Source organism: Photobacterium halotolerans DSM 18316 (assembly GCF_000425165.1).
Taxonomy (GTDB): Bacteria; Pseudomonadota; Gammaproteobacteria; order Enterobacterales; family Vibrionaceae; genus Photobacterium; species Photobacterium halotolerans.
Genome location: NZ_KE384319.1, coordinates 282,513 through 302,833, shown reverse-complemented (window position 1 = coordinate 302,833; position 20,321 = coordinate 282,513). Strand labels below are relative to the sequence as shown.

The 20,321-nt window shown below is 49.4% G+C and carries 13 protein-coding genes; 10 read left to right on the top strand and 3 right to left on the bottom strand.

The features are described 5' to 3' along the window. Nucleotides 1-10: 10 nt before the first annotated feature. Nucleotides 11-1,744: a PTS fructose transporter subunit IIBC gene (fruA, locus tag H511_RS0110685; protein WP_027252282.1), complete on the top strand. Its 1,734-nt coding sequence runs from the start codon at nt 11-13 to the stop codon at nt 1,742-1,744. 276 nt (nt 1,745-2,020) lie between these two features. On the opposite strand, the gene H511_RS0110680 is transcribed toward fruA, so the two are convergent. Both H511_RS0110680 and ppsR read right to left on the bottom strand, forming a co-directional pair. Then, nucleotides 2,021-2,776 (bottom strand): hypothetical protein, encoded by a 756-nt coding sequence (locus tag H511_RS0110680; RefSeq protein ID WP_027252281.1) that lies wholly within the window; start codon nt 2,774-2,776, stop codon nt 2,021-2,023. Nucleotides 2,777-3,068: 292 nt separating this feature from the next. Then, entirely contained in the window at nt 3,069-3,902 is an 834-nt protein-coding gene (gene ppsR / locus H511_RS0110675) for a posphoenolpyruvate synthetase regulatory kinase/phosphorylase PpsR (protein ID WP_027252280.1), read from the bottom strand. Nucleotides 3,903-4,122: 220 nt separating this feature from the next. Here ppsR and ppsA point away from each other — a divergent pair, with 220 nt between their 5' ends. After that, a complete protein-coding gene (gene ppsA / locus H511_RS0110670) occupies nt 4,123-6,486 on the top strand; it encodes a phosphoenolpyruvate synthase (RefSeq protein ID WP_027252279.1) in 2,364 nt (787 codons plus the stop codon). Nucleotides 6,487-6,635: 149 nt separating this feature from the next. Here the strand turns inward: ppsA and H511_RS0110665 are convergent, their stop codons facing one another. Beyond that, complete coding sequence (locus tag H511_RS0110665; RefSeq protein WP_027252278.1) at nt 6,636-7,859, bottom strand: MFS transporter; 1,224 nt, start codon at nt 7,857-7,859, stop codon at nt 6,636-6,638. A 187-nt stretch (nt 7,860-8,046) separates the two neighbouring features. On the opposite strand from H511_RS0110665, the gene H511_RS0110660 reads away from it, so the two are divergent. The 8 genes from H511_RS0110660 (at nt 8,047) to H511_RS0110625 (ending at nt 20,087) form a co-directional block, all read left to right on the top strand. Continuing rightward, on the top strand, nt 8,047-8,814 hold the full coding sequence (locus tag H511_RS0110660) for an ABC transporter ATP-binding protein (protein ID WP_027252277.1): 768 nt from the start codon (nt 8,047-8,049) through the stop codon (nt 8,812-8,814). A gap of 21 nt (nt 8,815-8,835) precedes the next feature. Then, complete coding sequence (locus tag H511_RS0110655) at nt 8,836-9,729, top strand: iron-siderophore ABC transporter substrate-binding protein (protein WP_027252276.1); 894 nt, start codon at nt 8,836-8,838, stop codon at nt 9,727-9,729. A 68-nt stretch (nt 9,730-9,797) separates the two neighbouring features. Next, a complete protein-coding gene (fhuB, locus tag H511_RS0110650) occupies nt 9,798-11,732 on the top strand; it encodes a Fe(3+)-hydroxamate ABC transporter permease FhuB (RefSeq protein WP_248616595.1) in 1,935 nt (644 codons plus the stop codon). A gap of 231 nt (nt 11,733-11,963) precedes the next feature. Beyond that, nucleotides 11,964-13,742 carry an IucA/IucC family protein gene (locus H511_RS0110645; RefSeq protein ID WP_027252274.1) on the top strand — a complete coding sequence of 593 codons (1,779 nt, stop codon included), beginning with the start codon at nt 11,964-11,966 and terminating at the stop codon, nt 13,740-13,742. Continuing rightward, nucleotides 13,735-14,658, top strand: coding sequence for a GNAT family N-acetyltransferase (locus tag H511_RS0110640; protein ID WP_027252273.1), 924 nt, complete (start codon nt 13,735-13,737; stop codon nt 14,656-14,658). The genes H511_RS0110645 and H511_RS0110640 overlap by 8 nt, the downstream gene beginning before the upstream one ends. Then, a complete protein-coding gene (locus H511_RS0110635; RefSeq protein ID WP_027252272.1) occupies nt 14,658-16,406 on the top strand; it encodes an IucA/IucC family protein in 1,749 nt (582 codons plus the stop codon). The genes H511_RS0110640 and H511_RS0110635 overlap by 1 nt, the downstream gene beginning before the upstream one ends. A 22-nt stretch (nt 16,407-16,428) precedes the next feature. After that, a complete protein-coding gene (locus H511_RS0110630) occupies nt 16,429-17,739 on the top strand; it encodes a lysine N(6)-hydroxylase/L-ornithine N(5)-oxygenase family protein (protein ID WP_420835035.1) in 1,311 nt (436 codons plus the stop codon). 158 nt (nt 17,740-17,897) lie between these two features. Then, complete coding sequence (locus H511_RS0110625) at nt 17,898-20,087, top strand: TonB-dependent receptor (RefSeq protein ID WP_027252270.1); 2,190 nt, start codon at nt 17,898-17,900, stop codon at nt 20,085-20,087. Nucleotides 20,088-20,321 lie beyond the last annotated feature (234 nt).

Genomic DNA, 20,321 nt, shown 5'->3' with positions numbered 1-20,321 from the left:
AGGTGACGACATGAAGATAGCAATACTGACCGCTTGCCCAAGCGGAATCGCAAATACGGTCATCGCGGCCGGTTTAATGGAGCAGGCGGCGAAGGCACTGAACTGGCAGGCTGATATTGAAGCCCAGTCCAGTATTATGCCGGTGACCCCCTTATCACAGACTGCCATTGAACAGGCAGATGCTGTGGTAGTGATTGCAGACAGCCCGGTCGATCTGAGCCGTTTTGTCGGTAAGAAAGTCTATCGCGGCAGCATGGCAAGTTGTCTTGCTGATCCTAACGCCTTTCTGCAATCGGCGGTATCGCAGGCAACTGTGCTGGCGAAGGCAGAGCCCGTAATTGCAGAACCCGCACCAGCTTCTGCGGCACAGCACATTGTTGCCATTACGGCATGCCCGACAGGGGTCGCACACACTTTTATGGCAGCAGAAGCGCTGGAAGAAGAAGCGAAGCGCCAGGGGTATAGCATCAAAGTCGAAACCCGTGGCTCGGTAGGAGCCAAGAACCAGCTGACGGCTGAAGATATTTCAGCGGCTGATTTGGTGATCATTGCTGCCGATATAGAAGTGGATCTGTCGCGTTTTGAAGGAAAGCGACTGTATAAAACCAGTACCGGTGCCGCATTGAAGAAAACCCGACAGGAAATCGACAATGCTTTTGCTTCTGCTTCAGTGTTTCATGGCAAAGCATCCGGCGCGGCCACAGAGTCAGCCAAAGAAGAGAAAACCGGCCCTTACAAGCATCTGATGACGGGTGTATCGCACATGTTGCCATTGGTGGTTGCCGGTGGTCTGGCTATCGCCCTGTCGTTTGTGTTTGGTATCGAAGCGTTTAAAGAAGAGGGTACCTTAGCAGCGGCATTAATGCAGATTGGCGGCGGCTCGGCCTTTGCACTGATGGTTCCTGTGCTGGCGGGCTATATCGCGTACTCTATCGCGGACCGTCCGGGTCTGGCACCGGGCTTAATTGGCGGCATGCTGGCCAGTTCAACCGGGGCCGGATTCCTTGGTGGTATCGTGGCCGGTTTCCTGGCGGGGTACAGTGCCAAGCTGATTGCCGAAAACGTGCGTTTACCCTCTTCGATGGAAGCACTGAAACCCATTCTGATCATTCCCTTGCTAGCCAGCCTGATCACCGGACTGGTGATGATCTACATCGTTGGCGGTCCGGTGTCTGCGGCCATGAACGGGCTGACCGAGTTTTTGAACAACATGGGTTCGACCAACGCTGTGCTGCTGGGGATTCTGCTGGGCTGTATGATGTGTTTTGACCTGGGTGGTCCGGTCAACAAAGCCGCATATACCTTTGGTGTCGGCCTGCTGGCATCACAAACCTATGGTCCGATGGCGGCCGTGATGGCAGCCGGTATGGTACCGGCACTGGGTATGGGGCTGGCGACTTTCCTGGCTAAGCGCAAGTTTTCACTACCAGAGCAGGAAGCAGGTAAAGCTTCTTTCGTGCTGGGATTGTGCTTTATCTCTGAAGGGGCGATTCCATTTGCCGCTCGCGATCCCATGCGTGTGATTCCAAGCTGCATGGCTGGCGGCGCGTTAACCGGTGCATTGTCTATGTTGATTGGGGCAAAACTGATGGCACCACATGGTGGCCTGTTTGTGTTGTTCATTCCTAACGCGATTACACCTGTGCTGATGTATCTGGTGGCAATTGCGGCAGGAACGATTCTGACGGGTGCCACCTATGCGTTTCTGAAACGTGCTGAACAGGCGGAGCTGGTGACGGCATAAAGAAAAGAGCCCCAGACATAATCAATGTCTGGGGCGTTGCCACCGCTGCCTACTGAATCTGTGGGTGCTTATTCTCATTATGCACTCTGGTTTCCCCAAAAAGCGCATGACATAGAGTGACTGAGAACACCGACCGCTTTGTTGTATGTAGGCTCTCCTTGCGAGTAAAAACTGCCGTACTGGCGAATGCGCATTTTTCCCAATTATTATTGTTGATTGCCCAATGTCATCATGGATGCATTGATGTTGTTATACTGCTGTCGCATGAAACTGCGATCATTCTTCGACTGCGTACAGAATGGCGTCGTCACTGGTAATCAGCAGGTAAGTATCCCCTGGTTCCAGGTTGGGTAAACAAAGATCCAGTTGCTGCGGATCCACCACCTCGCCGTCCTGACCTTTGGTCGCTGAAATTTCAAACTTATCACCACAGTTTGCCATCAATATGGTTGACGAGACTTTGCCGGCGGCGACATTGGTTGAGCCAGTGGCTGTGGCTGACTGGTAATCAATCTTGATGTCGGTATTGGTAAAAACTCTGAATCCGTACTGATCGTCCGGTACGTCATCATCGTTATCGCGCCGGACAGAGGACACTTTGAAGCTGTTGGTGGTTTCACCATCCAGCCAGACAATCGTCCACCAATCCTCTCCATTATTGAGCAGGGTATTCGTCTGCGCCGGTTCTTCTTCCAGCTGGTATTTGGTATCCCAGATACCTATGCTGACAGGCTGGGCCGAGCTGCCGCCCCAGCGGTGCATATACTCACGGTGCGTGCTGTCGCTGATCGGGCCGCCTTGCATATTGTCTGGGGTGAACAAGCTGGCGGTACTTGCATCGGAGCCGTTTTGTACAAAAATATTCACTTGCTCGCGGGCTGTATTGACGAAGGTCAGTCTGGCCTGACGATCCAGCTGGCTGCTGCCGCCGGATGCATCGCCAGAATCACTGCCTGAGCCGCCACCGCCACAGGCAGTCAGCGTTACAATAATGCCCAGATTAAGCGCAAAACCCCAAAATGGCTTATTCATTTGCCACCTCTAGTTGGATTAATTTATTCCTTTCTCAGTAAGCATATTTCAACGATTAGAGCTTTTTTGAGTAATAAGGGGGGCGCAGAAAAGTTTTCATTAATTAGTTCAAATTGCGAGGTTTTTTCACTCTCAAAGCTGAGACGCGCTGCCTGACGGCGTTAGATTGCATGCGATCAGTCAATCGGGGAGGAGATATAGTCTGGTGGAAGAAACACCACTAAACCATAGTTTGACACTATGGTTTAGTTAATGGCTTAGTTAATTTTATAACATTATCAATACTATTTTATTAACACATTCTGCGTTTCAGGCCACTGATATCCAGCAGCCGGGTTGAGATTTCTTCAACCGACAGCGAGGTGGTGTTGAGGTAAGGAATAGCTTCGCGGCGGAACATGGCCTCTACTTTTGACAATTCACTTTCACATTGCCCTTCACTGGCATACTGGCTGTTGGCGTAGCGCTCATTACGTATGGTGACAAGGCGTTCTGTATCTATGGTTAAGCCGTATGTTTTGTAACGATAAGGTTCGATCCCTTTGGGTAATCTGAGGCTGTTCATGTCGTCAGCAATGAACGGGTAGTTCACCGCCCGAATGCCGAATTGCATGGCCAGGTACAGGCTGGTTGGGGTTTTGCCACATCGTGATACGCCAAGCAGAATAATATCGGCCTTATCCAGGTTACTCAGGGATATTCCATCGTCATGAGCCAGGGTGTATTCGATGGCAGCGATTCTGTCCTGATAGCTGGCCACATCGCGGCTGATGCTGTGCGAGCGGCCCAGCATGGCATTAGGCTGCATGTTCAGATCTTTACTGAGAGGCTGCACCAGTGCGTCAAGCACATCATACAATTTGGCCTGGCATTGATTAATAACAGCTTTTACTTCCGGTAGTACGATAGAGTAAAAAACCAGCGGCTCGATTCCGGATACCCGGTGAGCTTCATCAATTTTTTCTTTGACCTGCTGAGCACGTTCCACCGACTCAACAAAAGGCAGTGTGGTTTGGCGAATCTCGAGGTCAAATTGACCAAGTACAGCATGCCCAAGTGTTTCAGATGTAATCGCTGTACCGTCAGAAACGTAAAACACATCACGAAAATCAGATTTGCGGCGCATAATAAGTTGAGTCCTTTAGATGATCCTGTAACGATTGAGGCCAACAAACAATTTATAACTATAACCCTACAGGGTAAGTGTTCTGCTGAGCAAGGTTTTGCCAGCAGTTTGTCTTGAACGGCGACTATTCTGAAGCAAGTTTTTTTTGAATGCTAAAGCAATCGTTTCCGTTGAGAGTTTGCCCACACTATACAGCTGATCCAATACAAGGAGACTTCCCGTGCAACAGAATGTTGTTTGGTATGATGCTTTATCAATGAACGACGTTGATAAAGTTGGTGGTAAGAACGCATCGCTGGGCGAAATGGTCGCCAATCTTGCGAGTGCTGGCGTGAAAGTACCTAACGGCTACGCAACAACATCTTATGCATTCAACCAGTTTCTGGAAGCCAATAACCTGAATGATCGTATTTACGATCTGCTGGATACGCTGGATGTCGATGATGTGAATGCGCTGAAGCAGGCTGGTGATACTATCCGTAAATGGGTGTATGAAGCACCGCTGCCAGCCGACCTTGAGCAGGACATCCGTCAGTGCTACAAGGAACTGGGTGAAGGTGACGAGATGCTGTCCGTCGCTGTGCGCTCTTCTGCAACCGCTGAAGACCTGCCTGATGCCTCGTTCGCAGGCCAGCAGGAAACTTTCCTTAACGTTCGCGGTATCGATTCTGTTATCGAAGCCGTGAAACACGTATTTGCTTCTCTGTTTAACGACCGTGCTATCTCATACCGTGTTCATCAGGGCTTTGACCATAAAGGTGTGGCACTGTCAGCCGGTATCCAGCGTATGGTGCGCTCTGATAAAGCCTCTTCCGGTGTGATGTTTACACTGGACACTGAATCTGGCTTTGATCAGGTCGTGTTCATCACTTCTTCTGTCGGTCTGGGTGAAATGGTCGTGCAGGGCGCGGTTAACCCGGACGAATTCTACGTACATAAACCTACCCTGGTTGCCGGTAATCCTGCCGTCGTTCGTCGTACTCTGGGCTCTAAGCTTCAGAAAATGATTTACGGTGAAGGCAAAGCACTGGGTACACAAGTTGTCATCCAGGACACAACCGCCGAAGAGCAAAACAGCTTCTCCCTGACCGACGCCGAAGTTGAGGCTCTGGCGAAGCAAGCCATGATCATCGAAAAACACTACGGTCGTCCGATGGACATCGAGTGGGCGAAAGACGGTATTACCGGTGAGCTGATGATTGTTCAGGCCCGTCCGGAAACCGTTCGTTCCCGTGATGATGCCAATGTGATGGAGCGTTTCCACCTGAACGGTCAGGGTAAATCTCTGGTTGAAGGTCGTGCTATCGGTCAGCGTATCGGTACCGGTGTGGTCCGTGTGGTGAATCACCTCGACCAAATGGATCAGGTACAGGCTGGCGATGTGCTGGTGGCTGACATGACAGATCCGGACTGGGAACCCGTCATGAAGAAAGCGGCTGCCATTGTGACTAACCGTGGTGGTCGTACTTGTCACGCGGCGATCATTGCCCGTGAACTGGGTATTCCGGCTGTTGTCGGTTGTGGTAACGCCACTGAGCTGCTCAAAGACGGCCAGGTTGTGACGGTTTCCTGTGCACAAGGCGAAACGGGCTTTATCTACGAAGGCGAACTGGATTTCGAAGTCCGCCGCTCTGAAGTGGACAACCTGCCTGAACTGCCACTGAAAGTCATGATGAACGTGGGCAACCCGGATCGTGCATTCGACTTCGCCTGCATTCCAAATGAAGGTGTGGGTCTGGCGCGTCTGGAGTTCATCATCAACAAGATGATCGGCATTCACCCGAAAGCGCTGCTGAACTATGATGCGCAGTCGGACGAGCTGAAAGCTGAAATCGACCGCCGCATCGCAGGTTACTCCGACCCGGTTGAATTCTACATTCAGAAGCTGACCGAAGGGATCTCGACCCTGGCCGCTGCATTCTGGCCGAAGCGCGTGATTGTGCGGATGTCTGACTTCAAATCGAACGAATACCGCAACCTGGTTGGCGGTGTGAACTTCGAACCGGTTGAAGAAAACCCGATGATCGGTTTCCGTGGCGCATCGCGTTACGTGTCGCCTAAGTTCCAGGATTGTTTTGCGCTGGAATGTGAAGCGATTAAACGTGTGCGCAATACCATGGGTTTGCGTAACGTTGAAATCATGATCCCATTCGTGCGTACCGTGAGCGAAGCGGCTTCTGTGATTGATTTGCTGGCGAAATTCGACCTGCGTCGCGGCGAGAATGGCCTGAAAGTCATCATGATGTGCGAGCTGCCATCGAACGCAATTCTGGCCGAAGAGTTCCTGAAGTACTTCGACGGCTTCTCTATCGGCTCAAACGACATGACACAACTGACGCTGGGTCTGGACCGTGACTCCGGTGAAATTGCCCATATGTTTGATGAGCGCAACGAAGCGGTGAAAGCCATGCTGTCGATGGCGATCAAAGCGGCCCGTAAAGCCGGGAAGTATGTCGGCATCTGTGGTCAGGGCCCGTCCGACCATGACGATCTGGCCGACTGGTTGATGGAACAAGGCATCGATTCCGTTTCCCTGAACCCGGATACCGTGGTGGAAACCTGGCTGCACCTGGGTAAGAAATAAGTACAAGTCAGCCAGGCTGAAATAAAGAATCAAAGCCCGCGCATGCCGCGGGTTTTTTTCATCTGTGCTCACAACAAACGCTTTCAGTTCCTCCCCCTTTTCAAGGGGGAGGCTGGGAGGGGGTTACAAGGCACAGACGCTACAGAGCTTTAAACCACACGCACGACTTCTTTTTCCTTGCGCCGGGTAAAGGCAATCCCGGCCACTAAAACCGCGAAGCCAATACAGACCCAAACCGGTAACTGCGGGAAAATGACAGCGGTACTGGCCAGCAGGGATGCCAGACCGTAACCCAGGGTGTGCGACATCGAAATCAAACCGGCGATCTTTCCGGGTTTATCGGGGTTGGTTTGTGTGGCCATTGACGTGTATGCCGGAACTAAAAGTGCAGCGCCTACGGAAACCACGACCATGGCAATTGTGAAGACCCAGAACGCCGAGTTGAGGAAAAGCACGAAACCAGCCAGCAGGGCAAAGCCGCCCAGCCGGTACATGGTGTCAATGGTCAGCTTCTTCTTTTTGATCACCAGCACCTGGGTCAACAGGGTAAACGCGGCGCTCAGGGTCAGCAGCAAGCCAATGGCCTGACTGATGTCATCTGTGGTCCACATTGTGATTGATCCAATCAGTGGTGAGAGGCTGTATTGCAGCAAAGCCACCACGGTGCAGAGCAGCAAACCTGTCAGTAAAAACGGCAACAGCGTCATTGCCGGCAGTTTAGGTGACTTGCCTGGCGGCACTGTTTTTTCTGAATCCGCTTTCGGCGTAAAAGCCGGTTTGGGCAGCCAGCAGGCACCAAGTAAGGCAATGACGGGAAATGCGATCATCAGCATCAGTGGCGCATAGGTGTGCAGTTGTAAGGCGGCCATTGCCAGCAAAGGGCCAACCAGCCGTCCTGTGCTCAGCCCGATGCTGACGGACGTGATGGCCTGCAGGCGGCTGCCTTCACCGCACAGTAATATCGCCCAGTGCTGGCTGGCTGGCACCATACCTGACACAGTACAACCGTATATGATACGCGCCAGTACAAGTCCGGCCAGCCACAGGTAGGCTTGTCCGCTGAACTCATTGCTGAGGGCGGTGAAAATCAGCAGAAGCAGAAAACTGACTGCCATTCCGGCTAATGCCTGAAGAACGACAGTTTTTGGTCCGTTCCGGTCACTGAAGCAGCCCCAGAATGGTGCCGACGGCAGGAACAGGAAACTGCCGATGGCGATGATGATTGACCAGGTCGGTAACCCGTATGCTGAATGTTCAACCAGAAAGGGAAGCGATACTAATAAGCCATTTTGTCCGATGCCCATTAAGGCAGCGATAAGCCCGATAAGAGTAAGGTGAAGGCGATGTTGTGTTCGGCTGGCATCGTGCGTCATGTTTCCGTCCTGACTGGAAATGAGTATGAAAATCAGGTGATACAAAGAAAAAGAGAAGTGTTCTCGTTCTCACTTGAAATCAGTGACGGGTATCCTACAACTAATTAATGGTCGTGAAAACTATTATCATTAACAGTAGGCTGTGATAAAGTTCGTGCACTTTGTTGTGCAACACATTACCGCATTCATGTATCAACTCATTGACGCTGCCTTTGATGTGGACGGGAAACGGATTCTTCATCCTACGTCACTGGCCTTTGAACCCGGAAAAGTCACTACTTTGCTCGGCCATAATGGTTGTGGCAAATCCACTCTGATGAAACTGCTCAGCCGGCAAAACGTGCCTGCTGCCGGGCAAGTTTTGCTTAAGGATCAGCCTGTACAGCAGTTTGACAGCAAGACCTTTGCGCTCAATGCCGCTTATCTGCCTCAGCATCCACCGATCACAGATGGTGTGACAGTACGCGAACTGGTGTGCTTTGGCCGGTATCCCTGGAAAGGTGCATTCGGCCGTTACAGCCAGAACGATTATCAGCTGGTTGATGAGGCGATTGAGAGGGTGGGGCTGACCCGTTTTGCTGATCGATTTGTTGCTACCTTGTCAGGCGGCGAAAGACAGCGCGCCTGGGTCGCGATGTTGCTGGCACAACAGAGCAAATGTATTTTGCTGGATGAACCAACTTCTGCGCTGGATGTTGCCCACCAATATGAGTTGCTGCATTTAATCAGGGAATTGAATCTCAGCCTTGGACTGACTGTTATCATGGTGTTGCATGATGTCAACATGGCGGCCAGATTCAGCGACCACTTAATTGCTCTGCATTCAGGTAAAGTGATCGCACAAGGGGCACCTGAAGATATGATGACTCCTGATGTTCTCAGGAAGATATATGGCATGGAGCTGGCACTGTTTTCACATCCGCAAACCGGGAAGCCGATCAGCTACATTCCATAGCAATAAAAACAGGGAAAGATCGTGAGAAAGAGTATCGCACTGCTTTTTACCGTACTGACTTTTCAGAGTCAGGCGATGACGATAAAGCACGAGTTAGGTGCAACAGATTTTGCTGAGCCACCAGAAAAAGTGGTGGCACTGGACTGGGCGCTGACAGAAACCGTGCTGAGTTTGGGCGTGACACCCGCAGGTGTTGCAGATAAAGACGGCTATCGAACCTGGGTAGGCGAACCGGTATTGCCGGAGTCCGCGATTAATGTCGGTTCAAGGCGTGAACCTAATCTGGAGCTGCTGGCTGAGATGCAGCCAGATGTTATCCTGATCAGTAATCATATGAGCCCTGTCTATCAGCAGTTAAATGCCATTGCGCCAACACTGGTGTACACCATTTACAGCGATTCGAAAACACCGCTTGCCAATGCCGTCAAGGTGACTCAGCAATTAGGGAAAGTGCTGGGTAAAGAACAAAAAGCGCAATCTGTGATTGAAACTGTATCGGCTCGTCTCAAGCAAAACGGTGACAAAGTGCTTGCATCTGATGCAGGACAAAAGCCTTTGATGTTTATCCGGTTTATCAATGATAAAACCCTGCGTATTCACAGTGAAGGCTCTCTGGCACAGGACACCATTACGGCTATGGGCCTGAAAAACGACTGGCAAGAGCCGACCAATCTGTGGGGATTCACCACCGCAGGTATCGAAAAGATGGCTGAACATCAAAACACGAATGTGATGATTTTCGGCCCGTTGCAAGCGGATGAGCGAAAGAAGCTGACCCAATCACCTCTCTGGCAGGTGATGGCGTTTACCCGTTCGGATGCCGTTTATGAACTGCCAGCGATCTGGACCTTTGGTGGTTTAGTATCAGCGCAGCGCTTCAGCGATTTTATTACACAACAACTGACACAGAACTAATGCCGTCCCAAGTTACCCTGATGGGTTCATTTCTGCGGCCGGGTCAACGTGCCCGGTTGCTGTTGATTATGTCGGGCCTGATAGTTGCTATTGGTTATCTGCTCAATCTTACCGTTCCTTATGCGCAAGGGTTGCCGTTACTCTGGGAAACGCTGCTAAATTACGATCCCACCAATTATCAGCACATTATTGTTAACCTGACGTATTTGCCTCGCCTGGTGGTGGCCGTGTTATGCGGTTTTTCACTGGCCGTTGCGGGGGCGGTTATGCAGTTTGTGTTACGCAACCCCATTGCATCGCCAACGACTCTGGGTGTGGCCTCTGGTGCTGAGCTGGGTATGGTACTGGGCATCTTGTTATTGCCGGCATCTTTAGCTATACCCTCATTTTTTCCTGCATTTCTGGGCGGATCTCTGGCTACGGCTCTGGTGTTTCTGCTGTCGGCTAAACGGGGCTTTGCGCCTGTTCATATGGTGCTGGCTGGCATGGTGATCAGCCTGTTCTTTGGTTCTGTCAATACCATGCTGTTGCTGCTTCATGAGCAGACTTTATCGTCTGTCTTTGTCTGGGGTGCGGGTACCCTGAATCAAAACGGGTGGGATACAGTGACAACTTTGCTGCCAATGACGCTCTTACCGCTGGCGGCCTTAATGGTATTGCAGCGCCCGTTAGCGTCTTTGCAACTGGGCGATGGCGTTGCGAGCTCACTGGGCATAAACGTCAAACAGATTAAAGTGCTGTGTCTGGGGCTGGCCATTTTTATGACGGCAAGCGTGGTCAGCGAAGTAGGGTTGATCGGTTTTGTCGGCATCGTTGCACCAGCCATTGCCCGTATGCTGGGTAGCCGGAAGTTGCATCAGACTATTCTGCTCAGTGGGGTGATTGGTTCGCTGATGCTGCTGCTGGCTGATCTCATCATTCAGCCGTTCTCTGGTGTCGGCGGCGAGATGCTGCCAACAGGTGCCATGACTGCCTTGCTGGGGTCACCGTTTTTACTTTGGCTGCTGAGGCGAAAAACCTTACAGTCCGAACTTAGAGCAAGAGATGAAAGCACCGTTCATTACCATCAGCGTGATTTTAACAAGACCTTGCTGATTTTATCTGTGTTTGCATCTTTATGCCTGATTCTGGCGATCACCGTGGGTCAGGGGCAGCAAGGCTGGTCCGTAACTTTTACAGGGGCTGTCTGGGAGTACCGATTCCCACGGGTGGCTGTGGCTCTGCTTGCGGGTATTGGCCTGGCACTGGCCGGCACGATTATTCAGCGTGTGACAACCAACCCTATGGCAAGCCCTGAAGTCTTGGGTATCAGTTCGGGAGCTGCTCTGGCACTGGTCATTGGCGCATTACTTGGTATTTCCGTTGAACGTCATGAGCAAGTCATGCTGGGTACGGCGGGTGCTTTGCTCGTAACCGCTGTGATCTGGCTGATGGGCAAGAAGCATCAGTTTGCACCCACTCAGACTTTGCTGACAGGCATAGCATTAAGCGCCGGTCTTGATGCTTTTCTGCGCATTGCGATGTCATCGGGGCAGGATAATGTCAGAGCATTGCTGACCTGGCTTTCCGGATCCACCTATTTGGTTTCTGCTCAGGATGTCACCTTACTGGCTATCGGAGTCGGCGGGTTGCTGATAGTGACTTTGTCGCTGAGCCGCTGGATCGACCTGATCGGGCTGGGTGAAGTCAGTGCAACCAGTATTGGCCTTGATTGCCGGCGAGTCAGGCAGCTATTACTGTTACTGGTTGCGGGTTTGACTACGCTTTGTACTATCGTGATTGGCCCATTGAGTTTTGTCGGTTTACTCGCCCCGCATATGGCCCGTACGCTCAACCAGTACACGGCAAACCGGCAATTAATTGTTGCCTGTTTACTGGGCGGTTGCCTGATGATGATCGCTGATTGGATCGGACGAAACCTTTGGTTCCCCTGGCAATTTCCAGCCGGCTTGCTCGCCTCGGTGATAGGCGGCGGCTACTTCTTGTATTTGATGCGAAAGTAGCTTTTTCAGTCAACATCTAAGTAACAGAGGTTACTTTGGTAAAAAGCACCATATTTTTTCGAAAGCCAGCAATGATTGCTGGCTTTTTTTGTTTTTGACACAGATAGGTACCAAATCTTTATCAAAGAAAATGCCATATAAAAAATTCAAATAGAATTAACATGAAAAGTATTGATTATGTTTTTGATAATCATTAGCATTTGATTCAATTGTTAATGCAATGAGTTCATTATGAAAATACATAACAAATCCAGTTCTGATTTAACAAACGGTCAGCATGATGTTGCCGCTGCCTGTTTCTTAAATGCACTTGCCAGAGAATGCTCGTCAATTCAGTTTGAATCCGGAAAGGGAGGTACGAATTATCTGATTCCTTTAGCGAATCAGCAGCAAATTCGCATTCCACTACGTTATTACTCTCCGCTGGGTGTTCATGAGTATCAGTTTCCTGCATTGCTGGATGCGGGTACACCCAGTGAAATCAGCTATCCTGAGCTGGTCGCTCTGATTCTGGAAGAGCCCTCGCTGGTGGGTTTGGTGACAGACGAACAGAAACACATTTTCACCAAACGTGTTATGGAAAGTCACTACAATACCTACAGTGCTACCAGCCAAAGCCCCTATGGTGAAGCGTTGTTTAATCAGGCACTGAATTTTCAGCAGGCAGAGCAGGGGTTGCTGATTGGTCACTCTTTCCATCCGGCACCCAAGAGTCGCGAGCAGTTCAGCGCTGACGATGCGAAACGATTTTCTCCTGAGTTTGGCAGCCATTTCCCTCTTCGCTGGCTGGCTGTTGATGCATCTATCACTGTGTCTGGCAGCTCGGCGCATCAATCCGTCACAGAGCGTATGTCCGAACTGATTCGCTCTGACGCAAGGTTTAATCAGGCACTGTTAGAACAGCTCACTGATAGTCAGGTTCTGCTTCCTGTGCATCCCTGGCAGTGGCAAGTATTTGGCCAGTATCCGGATGTAATCGAATACTGCGAGAAGGGGTTGATTAAAGACTTAGGGGAATCAGGATGCGACTGGTATCCAACCTCGTCGACGCGCTCATTGTATGCGCCTTCTTTGCCGTACATGCTGAAATTCTCGCTGAGCGTGAAACTGACGAACTCAATTCGTAACCTGTCAGTCAAAGAAGTGGTTCGTGGTACTCGTTTGAATCAGCTCTTCTCGGATACGGATATTCAGCGTGTGCTGGGTGACGGGAAAGGGTTTCAGCTGATGCAGGAACCTGCTTATCTGGGGCTGATGGATAAAAACGGAAAAGCCATTGATGAATCTCTGGTGGCGTTTCGGGACAATCCGTTAGCTGACAAGGAAAATGAAGAAGCGGTCGTGCTGGCAACCCTGGCACAGCAAGATCCATATGGTGGCAAAAGCCTGTTAGCAACACGGATTGCCGATTATGCCGCCAGTCAGAAAATCAGCGCAGCGCAAGCGGCAAAAGCCTGGTTCCAGGCGTATTGTGAGCATTGCGTTATTCCTCTGTTTAACCTTCAGGCCAACTATGGCGTGGTATTTCTGGCTCACCAGCAAAATATTGTCATGCAATTGCAAGAGGGTTTTCCGGTCGGCATGTATTACCGGGATTGCCAGGGAACCGGATATACCGATCTGGCTTTCGAACGATTTGCCGATGCCTTGAGCGACACCAGGCAGGATGTCGAAAATTACTGGAGCCAGGAAAAAGTACGTCGTTACTTTGCGTACTACCTGATCATTAACTCTACGTTTAACGTCATCGGTTCTATTTGTGCTGGCGCCGGTGTTGAAGAAATGGCGCTGGTTGCCATTCTCCGTGAACAGCTTGAAGCACTGAAAAACCAAGGCGTCAGCGACTCTGCCTGTCTTGACTATGTGCTCAATGACGAAGGACTGTGCTGCAAAGGAAACTTCTTCTGTTACCTGCAGAATTTCAACGAAAACTCCATCCCCGATCCGGCTGTGATCTACTTTGATCTGCCCAATCCACTCATCAACGTAAAGGAAGCCATGAATGTTTAATGCAAAGACGTTTCAAGTCGTTGAAGGAAGCGAGAATCCACTTCGTGTGCAGTTGACCTTGTCGGAAAGTGATCTGCTTAATCCCCAGGTGATAGAGCAGCTGATTGCTGATCTGGATGGCGAGTTCAGTCAACAGTTTGACTGTAAATGTTTTCAGCTGGAAGCGTCTGAACTGATTCTGGCCGAGCTGGCAAAATGGCTACCGTTATGTGAAGGGGCGATTTTGTATAAAGCGCTGTTTTATCAGATGCCGGCGCAATGGCATCGCCACACGGAATCGAGCCGGTTTCCGTTGATTGAAGTACAGTCAAACAACCAGTACCGCCACCATCCGCTGCGTCCTGCTATGCCAACAGGTACTGTCTATCAGCGCTTTGACCATCAGGCCGACCTGGAAGTCTCTTTTCGTGTTTTCGATATGGAGCGGGATCTGGATCGATTTGTTCGCTGGATGAATGATCCCCGTGTCGCGCATTTCTGGGAACAGGCCTGGAGTAAAGATGAGCTGGCTGAGTTTGCTCAGTCCCGACTGAATGACCCGCACATCATTCCGCTGATTGGTGAATTCAACGGCGAAGCATTTGGCTATGTGGAAGCTTATTGGGTGAGCGAAGACAGGCTCAGTCCCTATTATGACGTGCAGTCTTATGATCGCGGTATTCACTTATTAGTGGGTGAAGATCAGTTCCGCGGGCCACGGTATTTCAACTGTTGGATGCGCGCGATCAGTCATTATTTGTTCATTGATGATGTGCGCACGACCCGCATTGTTCTTGAACCCCGTTCTGATAACCAGCGCCTGTTTAACCGCATTAAGGAAGTGGGTTATCAGAAGCTGTTTGAATTCAATTTTCCGCATAAACGTTCGGCGCTGCTGATGCTGGAACGGGGTGCATTCTTTGAGGAGCAATGGTGATGATTCAACAGGCGCTGCATAAGTACTGGCCTCAGGCGAATCGTGCCATTGTGGCCAAGATGATCAGTGAGTTTGCCTATGAGCAGGCCTTTGAGTTTCAGGTGTCTGAAGACGGGTTTATCCTGAATCTGGATCATGGTGTCAGTTACCGGTTCAAAGGAAAAGCAAACATCTGGGGGCAGGTGGTGATTGATCCGCATACTGTCACGCGTACGCCGGATACCGGGTTATTACTGGCTACTCAGTTCATGATGGATATTCAAAGTTTGCTTAACATACCGGATGAAGCCTTAGCCGAGCATTTTGAAGATTTAAATGCCACCTTGCTGGGTGACTGTAAACTGGCGGTGAAAAAGCAGGCCATGACGGCAAAAGACCTGATCAGTTTGGGCTGCGAACTGCAACAGACCTATTTCGACGGCCATCCGAAATTTGCTTTTAACAAAGGCCGCAGAGGATGGGGGTCTGATGATTTGGATCTGTATGCTCCGGAATCTCAACGTGCATTCCAGTTAGGTTGGGTTGCTGTTCATCATTCGATTTTGCAGAAATCAACCAACGCACGCACCGATTGGCAGAAACTGGTTGATTCGGCGGTCTCTGAAGCAGAACAGGCGAAGCTAGACCGTGTATTCGCTCAATTTGAGGCAAAGCAGCAGGATTATACTCTGGTACCTGTGCACCCCTGGCAATGGTCTCAAAAACTATCACTGCTATTTGTCCGTGAAATGGCAGACAAATCCTTGCTGTACCTTGGCGAGTTCGGCGACTACTTTTTGCCGCAACTCTCTATCCGTACCCTGAGTAATGTGTCCCGGCCACAGGGCTACGATATCAAATTACCGCTGACAATCATGAACACTTCCTGCTATCGGGGTATTCCTGGCCGTTATATTTTGGCAGGTCCGCTGGCATCAGACTGGATCGTTCAGGTTTTTAAAACCGATCCGCTCTTGCTGGGTAAAGAGGCTGAAGTGTTGCAGGAACCGGCTTCTGCTTATGCAGCGCAAGCGGATTACAAACAATTGGGAAAAGCGCCATACCGATACCACGAACTGCTGGGTGTTATCTGGCGTGAATCTCTGGCTTCTAAGCTGAGAGCAAATGAATCTGCCATTCTGATGGCTGCCCTGATGGAGTCCGATTCTCTGGGCAATCCGCTGATCGGCGAATACATTGCGGCGTCGGGGCTGTCTGTTGAAGCATGGCTGACCAAACTCTTTGATGCTGTTGTGATACCGTTTTATCACTTGCTGACTAAATATGGCGTGTCGCTGATTGCTCACGGCCAGAATATTACTATCGTAATGGAAAATTTCGCACCCAAGCGTATTCTGCTGAAAGATTTCCAAGGAGATATGCGTCTGGTTGAGCGTGATTTGCCCGAACAGGACTCTCTTGATCCTATGGTCAAAGCTGTGACGGTACGCTTACCTGAAGAGTTGATCATTCATGATTTGCAAACGGGTCATTTCGTCACAGTACTGCGTTTTATCTCGCCATTAGTTGAAAAGCTGGGGTTCACCGAGCAGCAATTTTATCGCTTGCTTGGTGATCGTATTCGCGCTCACATTGCCCGGCATCCAGAACTCGAAGAACGGTATCAGCGGCTGGATCTGTTTAAACCCCGAATTTTGCGTATTGGATTAAATCTGGCGAAGTTCAGACACAGCACTGATAGCAGTGCGTCCCGAATGTTGCCGGACATGGATGACATGCTGGATAACCCATTGGTTTTGGCCCGATAACAATAAGGAAATAGAAATGAAAATGAATAATCATAAACAATGTCTGGACTTGGCGGGTGTGGGTGTAGGGCCGTTCAATCTGAGTGTTGCGGCACTTATTGACAGTAAAACAGAGCTGAATGCCTGCTTTTTTGAAGGTCGTGAATCTTTTTCCTGGCATCCGGGGCTGTTACTGGATAACACCAATATGCAGACCATGTTTCTGAAAGATCTGGTGACGGCGGTTGATCCGCAAAATCCATACTCATTTCTGTCATACCTGGTTGATCAGAAAAAGTTTTATCGCTTTTTGTCTGCAGAGCTGAGTTGCATCAGTCGTCATGAATTTTCTGATTATCTGGCCTGGACAGCACACCAATTATCAAACGTACAGTTTTCAAGTCGTGTAGAGAGTATTGAGTACACGGGAGAAGCGTTTGAAATTGAGACCACTAATGGTTCCTACTTAGCGAAAAATCTTTGTATTGGCACAGGTAAAGTGCCGTTCATTCCTGATTGTGCCAAACCGCATATCAGCGACAAGGTGTTTCATGCCGCTGAAATGGGTCTGCGTGATCGTGATTTTACCGGTAAGCGCGTCATGGTTGTCGGTGGCGGTCAGAGTGGTGCTGATATTTTCCTGAATGTGCTGAACGGCAAGTGGGGCAAAGTGAAAAGCCTGGACTGGTTATCCCGTCGTTCGAACTTCCAGCCACTTGACGAAGCGGCATTCACCAATGAGTTCTTCACGCCTGAATATGTTGAAACATTCCTGGATTTGGACCCGTCAGTAAAACAGTCCGAAATTGATGCTCAGAAACTGACTTCTGATGGTGTGACTCAGGCGGCTTTATTAGCGATTTATCGCGAGCTTTACTACCGGTTTGATGTTCTGAAAGAAGACAAGTGGGTACGCCTGTTGCCGCATCGAACGGTGAGTGCCGTTGACAACCAGCCTGGCGGTTTTTCCATTCAGTCACTCAATGCACTGAGCCAGCAGGTGGAAGCGCATGAAGCCGATATTATTATCCTGGCTACCGGTTTCAGTTCACCTTATCCGCAGTGCCTGAAATCCATTTTGCCGTTACTGGAACTGGATGAGAAAGGCCGATACGGCATGACACCTAACTTCGAATTGAAATGGAAAGGCAGCGCTGACAATAAAATCTTTGCGGTGAATGCCGGCATGCACAGTCACGGTATAGCGGAGCCTCAGTTGAGCCTGATGGCATGGCGCAGTGCCCGGATTATCAATCAGCTTTGCCAGAAACCTATTTTCGATATTGAAAGTGACAAGGGCATGATCGAGTGGGTGACAGAAAGTCTGGTCACAGAGTACGCCAATGCTTCTTAACTTCTATTCAGGTCTTATAGGTACCCTTATGAAATATAAGGCCAAAAAAATACATAAAAATTGAACTTTTTTGCTCTCAGATATAGAAATAAAGTGGCAAATGAGTATGATTATCAAACTCCATATTGATAGTTAACTTAAAACAGAAAGTGGTAATCATGGCCGTGAAAAAAGGGATGTTTCAATTGACGACAGTGGCAGCTGCAGTGGCTGCCACTACTTTCGTATCCAGCGCAGCTTTCGCTCAAGAATATAAGACAACGGAAGAAAAAATGGTGGTGGTGTCCAGCCGCACACCGAAAGCGATCAGTGATATTCCAGGCACAGTCTGGTACATCGACAATGCGCAAATCGAGCAAGAATACCGTGGCGGCAAGACGCTGGGTGAGATTCTGGCAACTTCCATTCCGTCTCTGGATGTCAGCAGTGGTGCCCGTACCAACTACGGTCAAAATCTACGCGGCCGTGCGATGTTAGTGATGATTGACGGTGTGTCATTACAATCTTCTCGCCCAATCAGCCGTCACCTGGATTCCATCGACCCGTTCAACATTGAACGTATAGAAGTGCTGTCGGGTGCAACCTCTATTTATGGTGCAGGCGCAACCGGTGGTGTGATTAACATCATCACTAAAAAAGCAGAAAGCGAAGCGCTGCAGTTTGAAAGCTATGTCAGCTCAACTTCTGGTTTTAATTCCAGTGATGACCTGGATTATAAGTTAGCTCAGTCTATTTCAGGTGGTACTGAGCGTGTAAAAACGCGTGCCGCCGCTGTGTATACCAAGACACAAGGTTTCTATGATGCAAACGGCGACATAGTAACGCCTGACATATCTCAAGGCTCTTTGCAGTATAACGAAACGATTGATACTCAGATTCACTCAACCATTACTCTGACTGATACACAGTCACTGGATTTGCTGGCGCAGTACTATGATAGCCAGCAAGATTCACCGTATGGACTGTACATTGTGAACAGTCAATTTGTTGATGTTCGTAAAGGTTTTGAATCGGATCGCCAGCATGGTACCGAACGTATTCTATTAAATGCTGCTTACAGCAACAGCGATTTTTTGAGCCACCAGCTTATTGCTGAACTGTCTTACCGAACTGAAGATCAGACTTATACACCTTATTATCAAAGTGCTTCTCAGCAAAAAACTGATGTACTGTCTTTACAGCTGGCATTGGCCAAACAGTTTGGTAATCTGAATCTGGTTTATGGTCTGGATGGTTATATTGATTCTTTCGACAGCAACCAGGCATTGTTTGATCCAACTGTTGCAAATAATTCAGGTAATCTGGTTAACGAGACCTATGCGAAAGTGGGTCGATACCCTGGCGTAGATGTTAGTTCCATTGCAGCCTTTATCCAGGCAGGTTATGACATTACAGATCAATGGTCTGTTCAGGGTGGTTATCGTTTCCAATATATCGATAACGAAATTGATGATTTTGTCGCTTATAGTGTTCAAAAGAAGATTGCCGCAGGAAATGGAACTTCAGCTGACGCTGTACCAGGTGGTTCGACGGACTACAACATCGGCCTGTTTAACTTAGGTACTATCTACAAGTTCTCTCCGGAAACTCAGGTATGGGCAAACTTCTCACAAGGTTTCGATCTGGCAGATCCTGCGAAATACTATGGTCAAGGCACATATTCTGCAGCGGATGCCAACGGACATTACGCATTGAGCGACAGCATCAATGTCAATGATTCTAAAATGTCAGGCATAAAAACCAACAGCTATGAGCTTGGTTTCCGTACTGAGCTAGCTGATGTCAGTGTTCAGACTGCCGCTTATTATTCTCAGTCTGATAAATCAGTAAGCTACAATAAAAATACACTGTTGATTGAAAGCGTTGATGATAAGAAACGTGTTTACGGCGCTGAAGCTTTAGTATCTTATTGGGCGACAGACAATATTCAGGTCGGCACTTCAGGTCATTACGTTGTCTCAGAGCTGGAAGATGACGGTCAATGGAAAGATGTTTCTGCCGGTGAAGCCAGTATTTCTAAAGCCGACGCATGGATTGGCTGGTATGACGCTGATTTAGCTGTGAAACTTCATTCTCAAACTCTGTTTGATTATGAAGATGAAACGAAGAATGCGAAACAGCCTGAGAATAACAAGATTGATGGCTATACGCTGTTTGATCTGATTGGTACCTATCAATTACCTGTCGGCAGCTTAGGCTTTGGTATTAATAACCTGTTTGATGAAGACTATACGACTCTTTGGGGACAACGCGCGCAAATCCTGTATTCTGCACACTACGATGCGGCTGCATATGACTACCGTGGCCGTGGCCGGACGTATACACTGAACTACCAAGTGAAGTTCTGATTCGTTAAATATACATTTATCCTGCCTTTAAACCGCCCGACATCCCGGGCGGTTTTTTTATCCCCATAGCTCAACCAGATTGAAGTGCGTTACTACTGACTGGACGGGCAAAGTCTATACATCCTTGTTCAGAAAAGTGGCATTACGGTTATCTGAATAATCACTGATATTTTTAGATGGTCGAATACACGGTTGGCGTGGAGTCGCTGTGCGCAATTGCACAGTCGGATAATG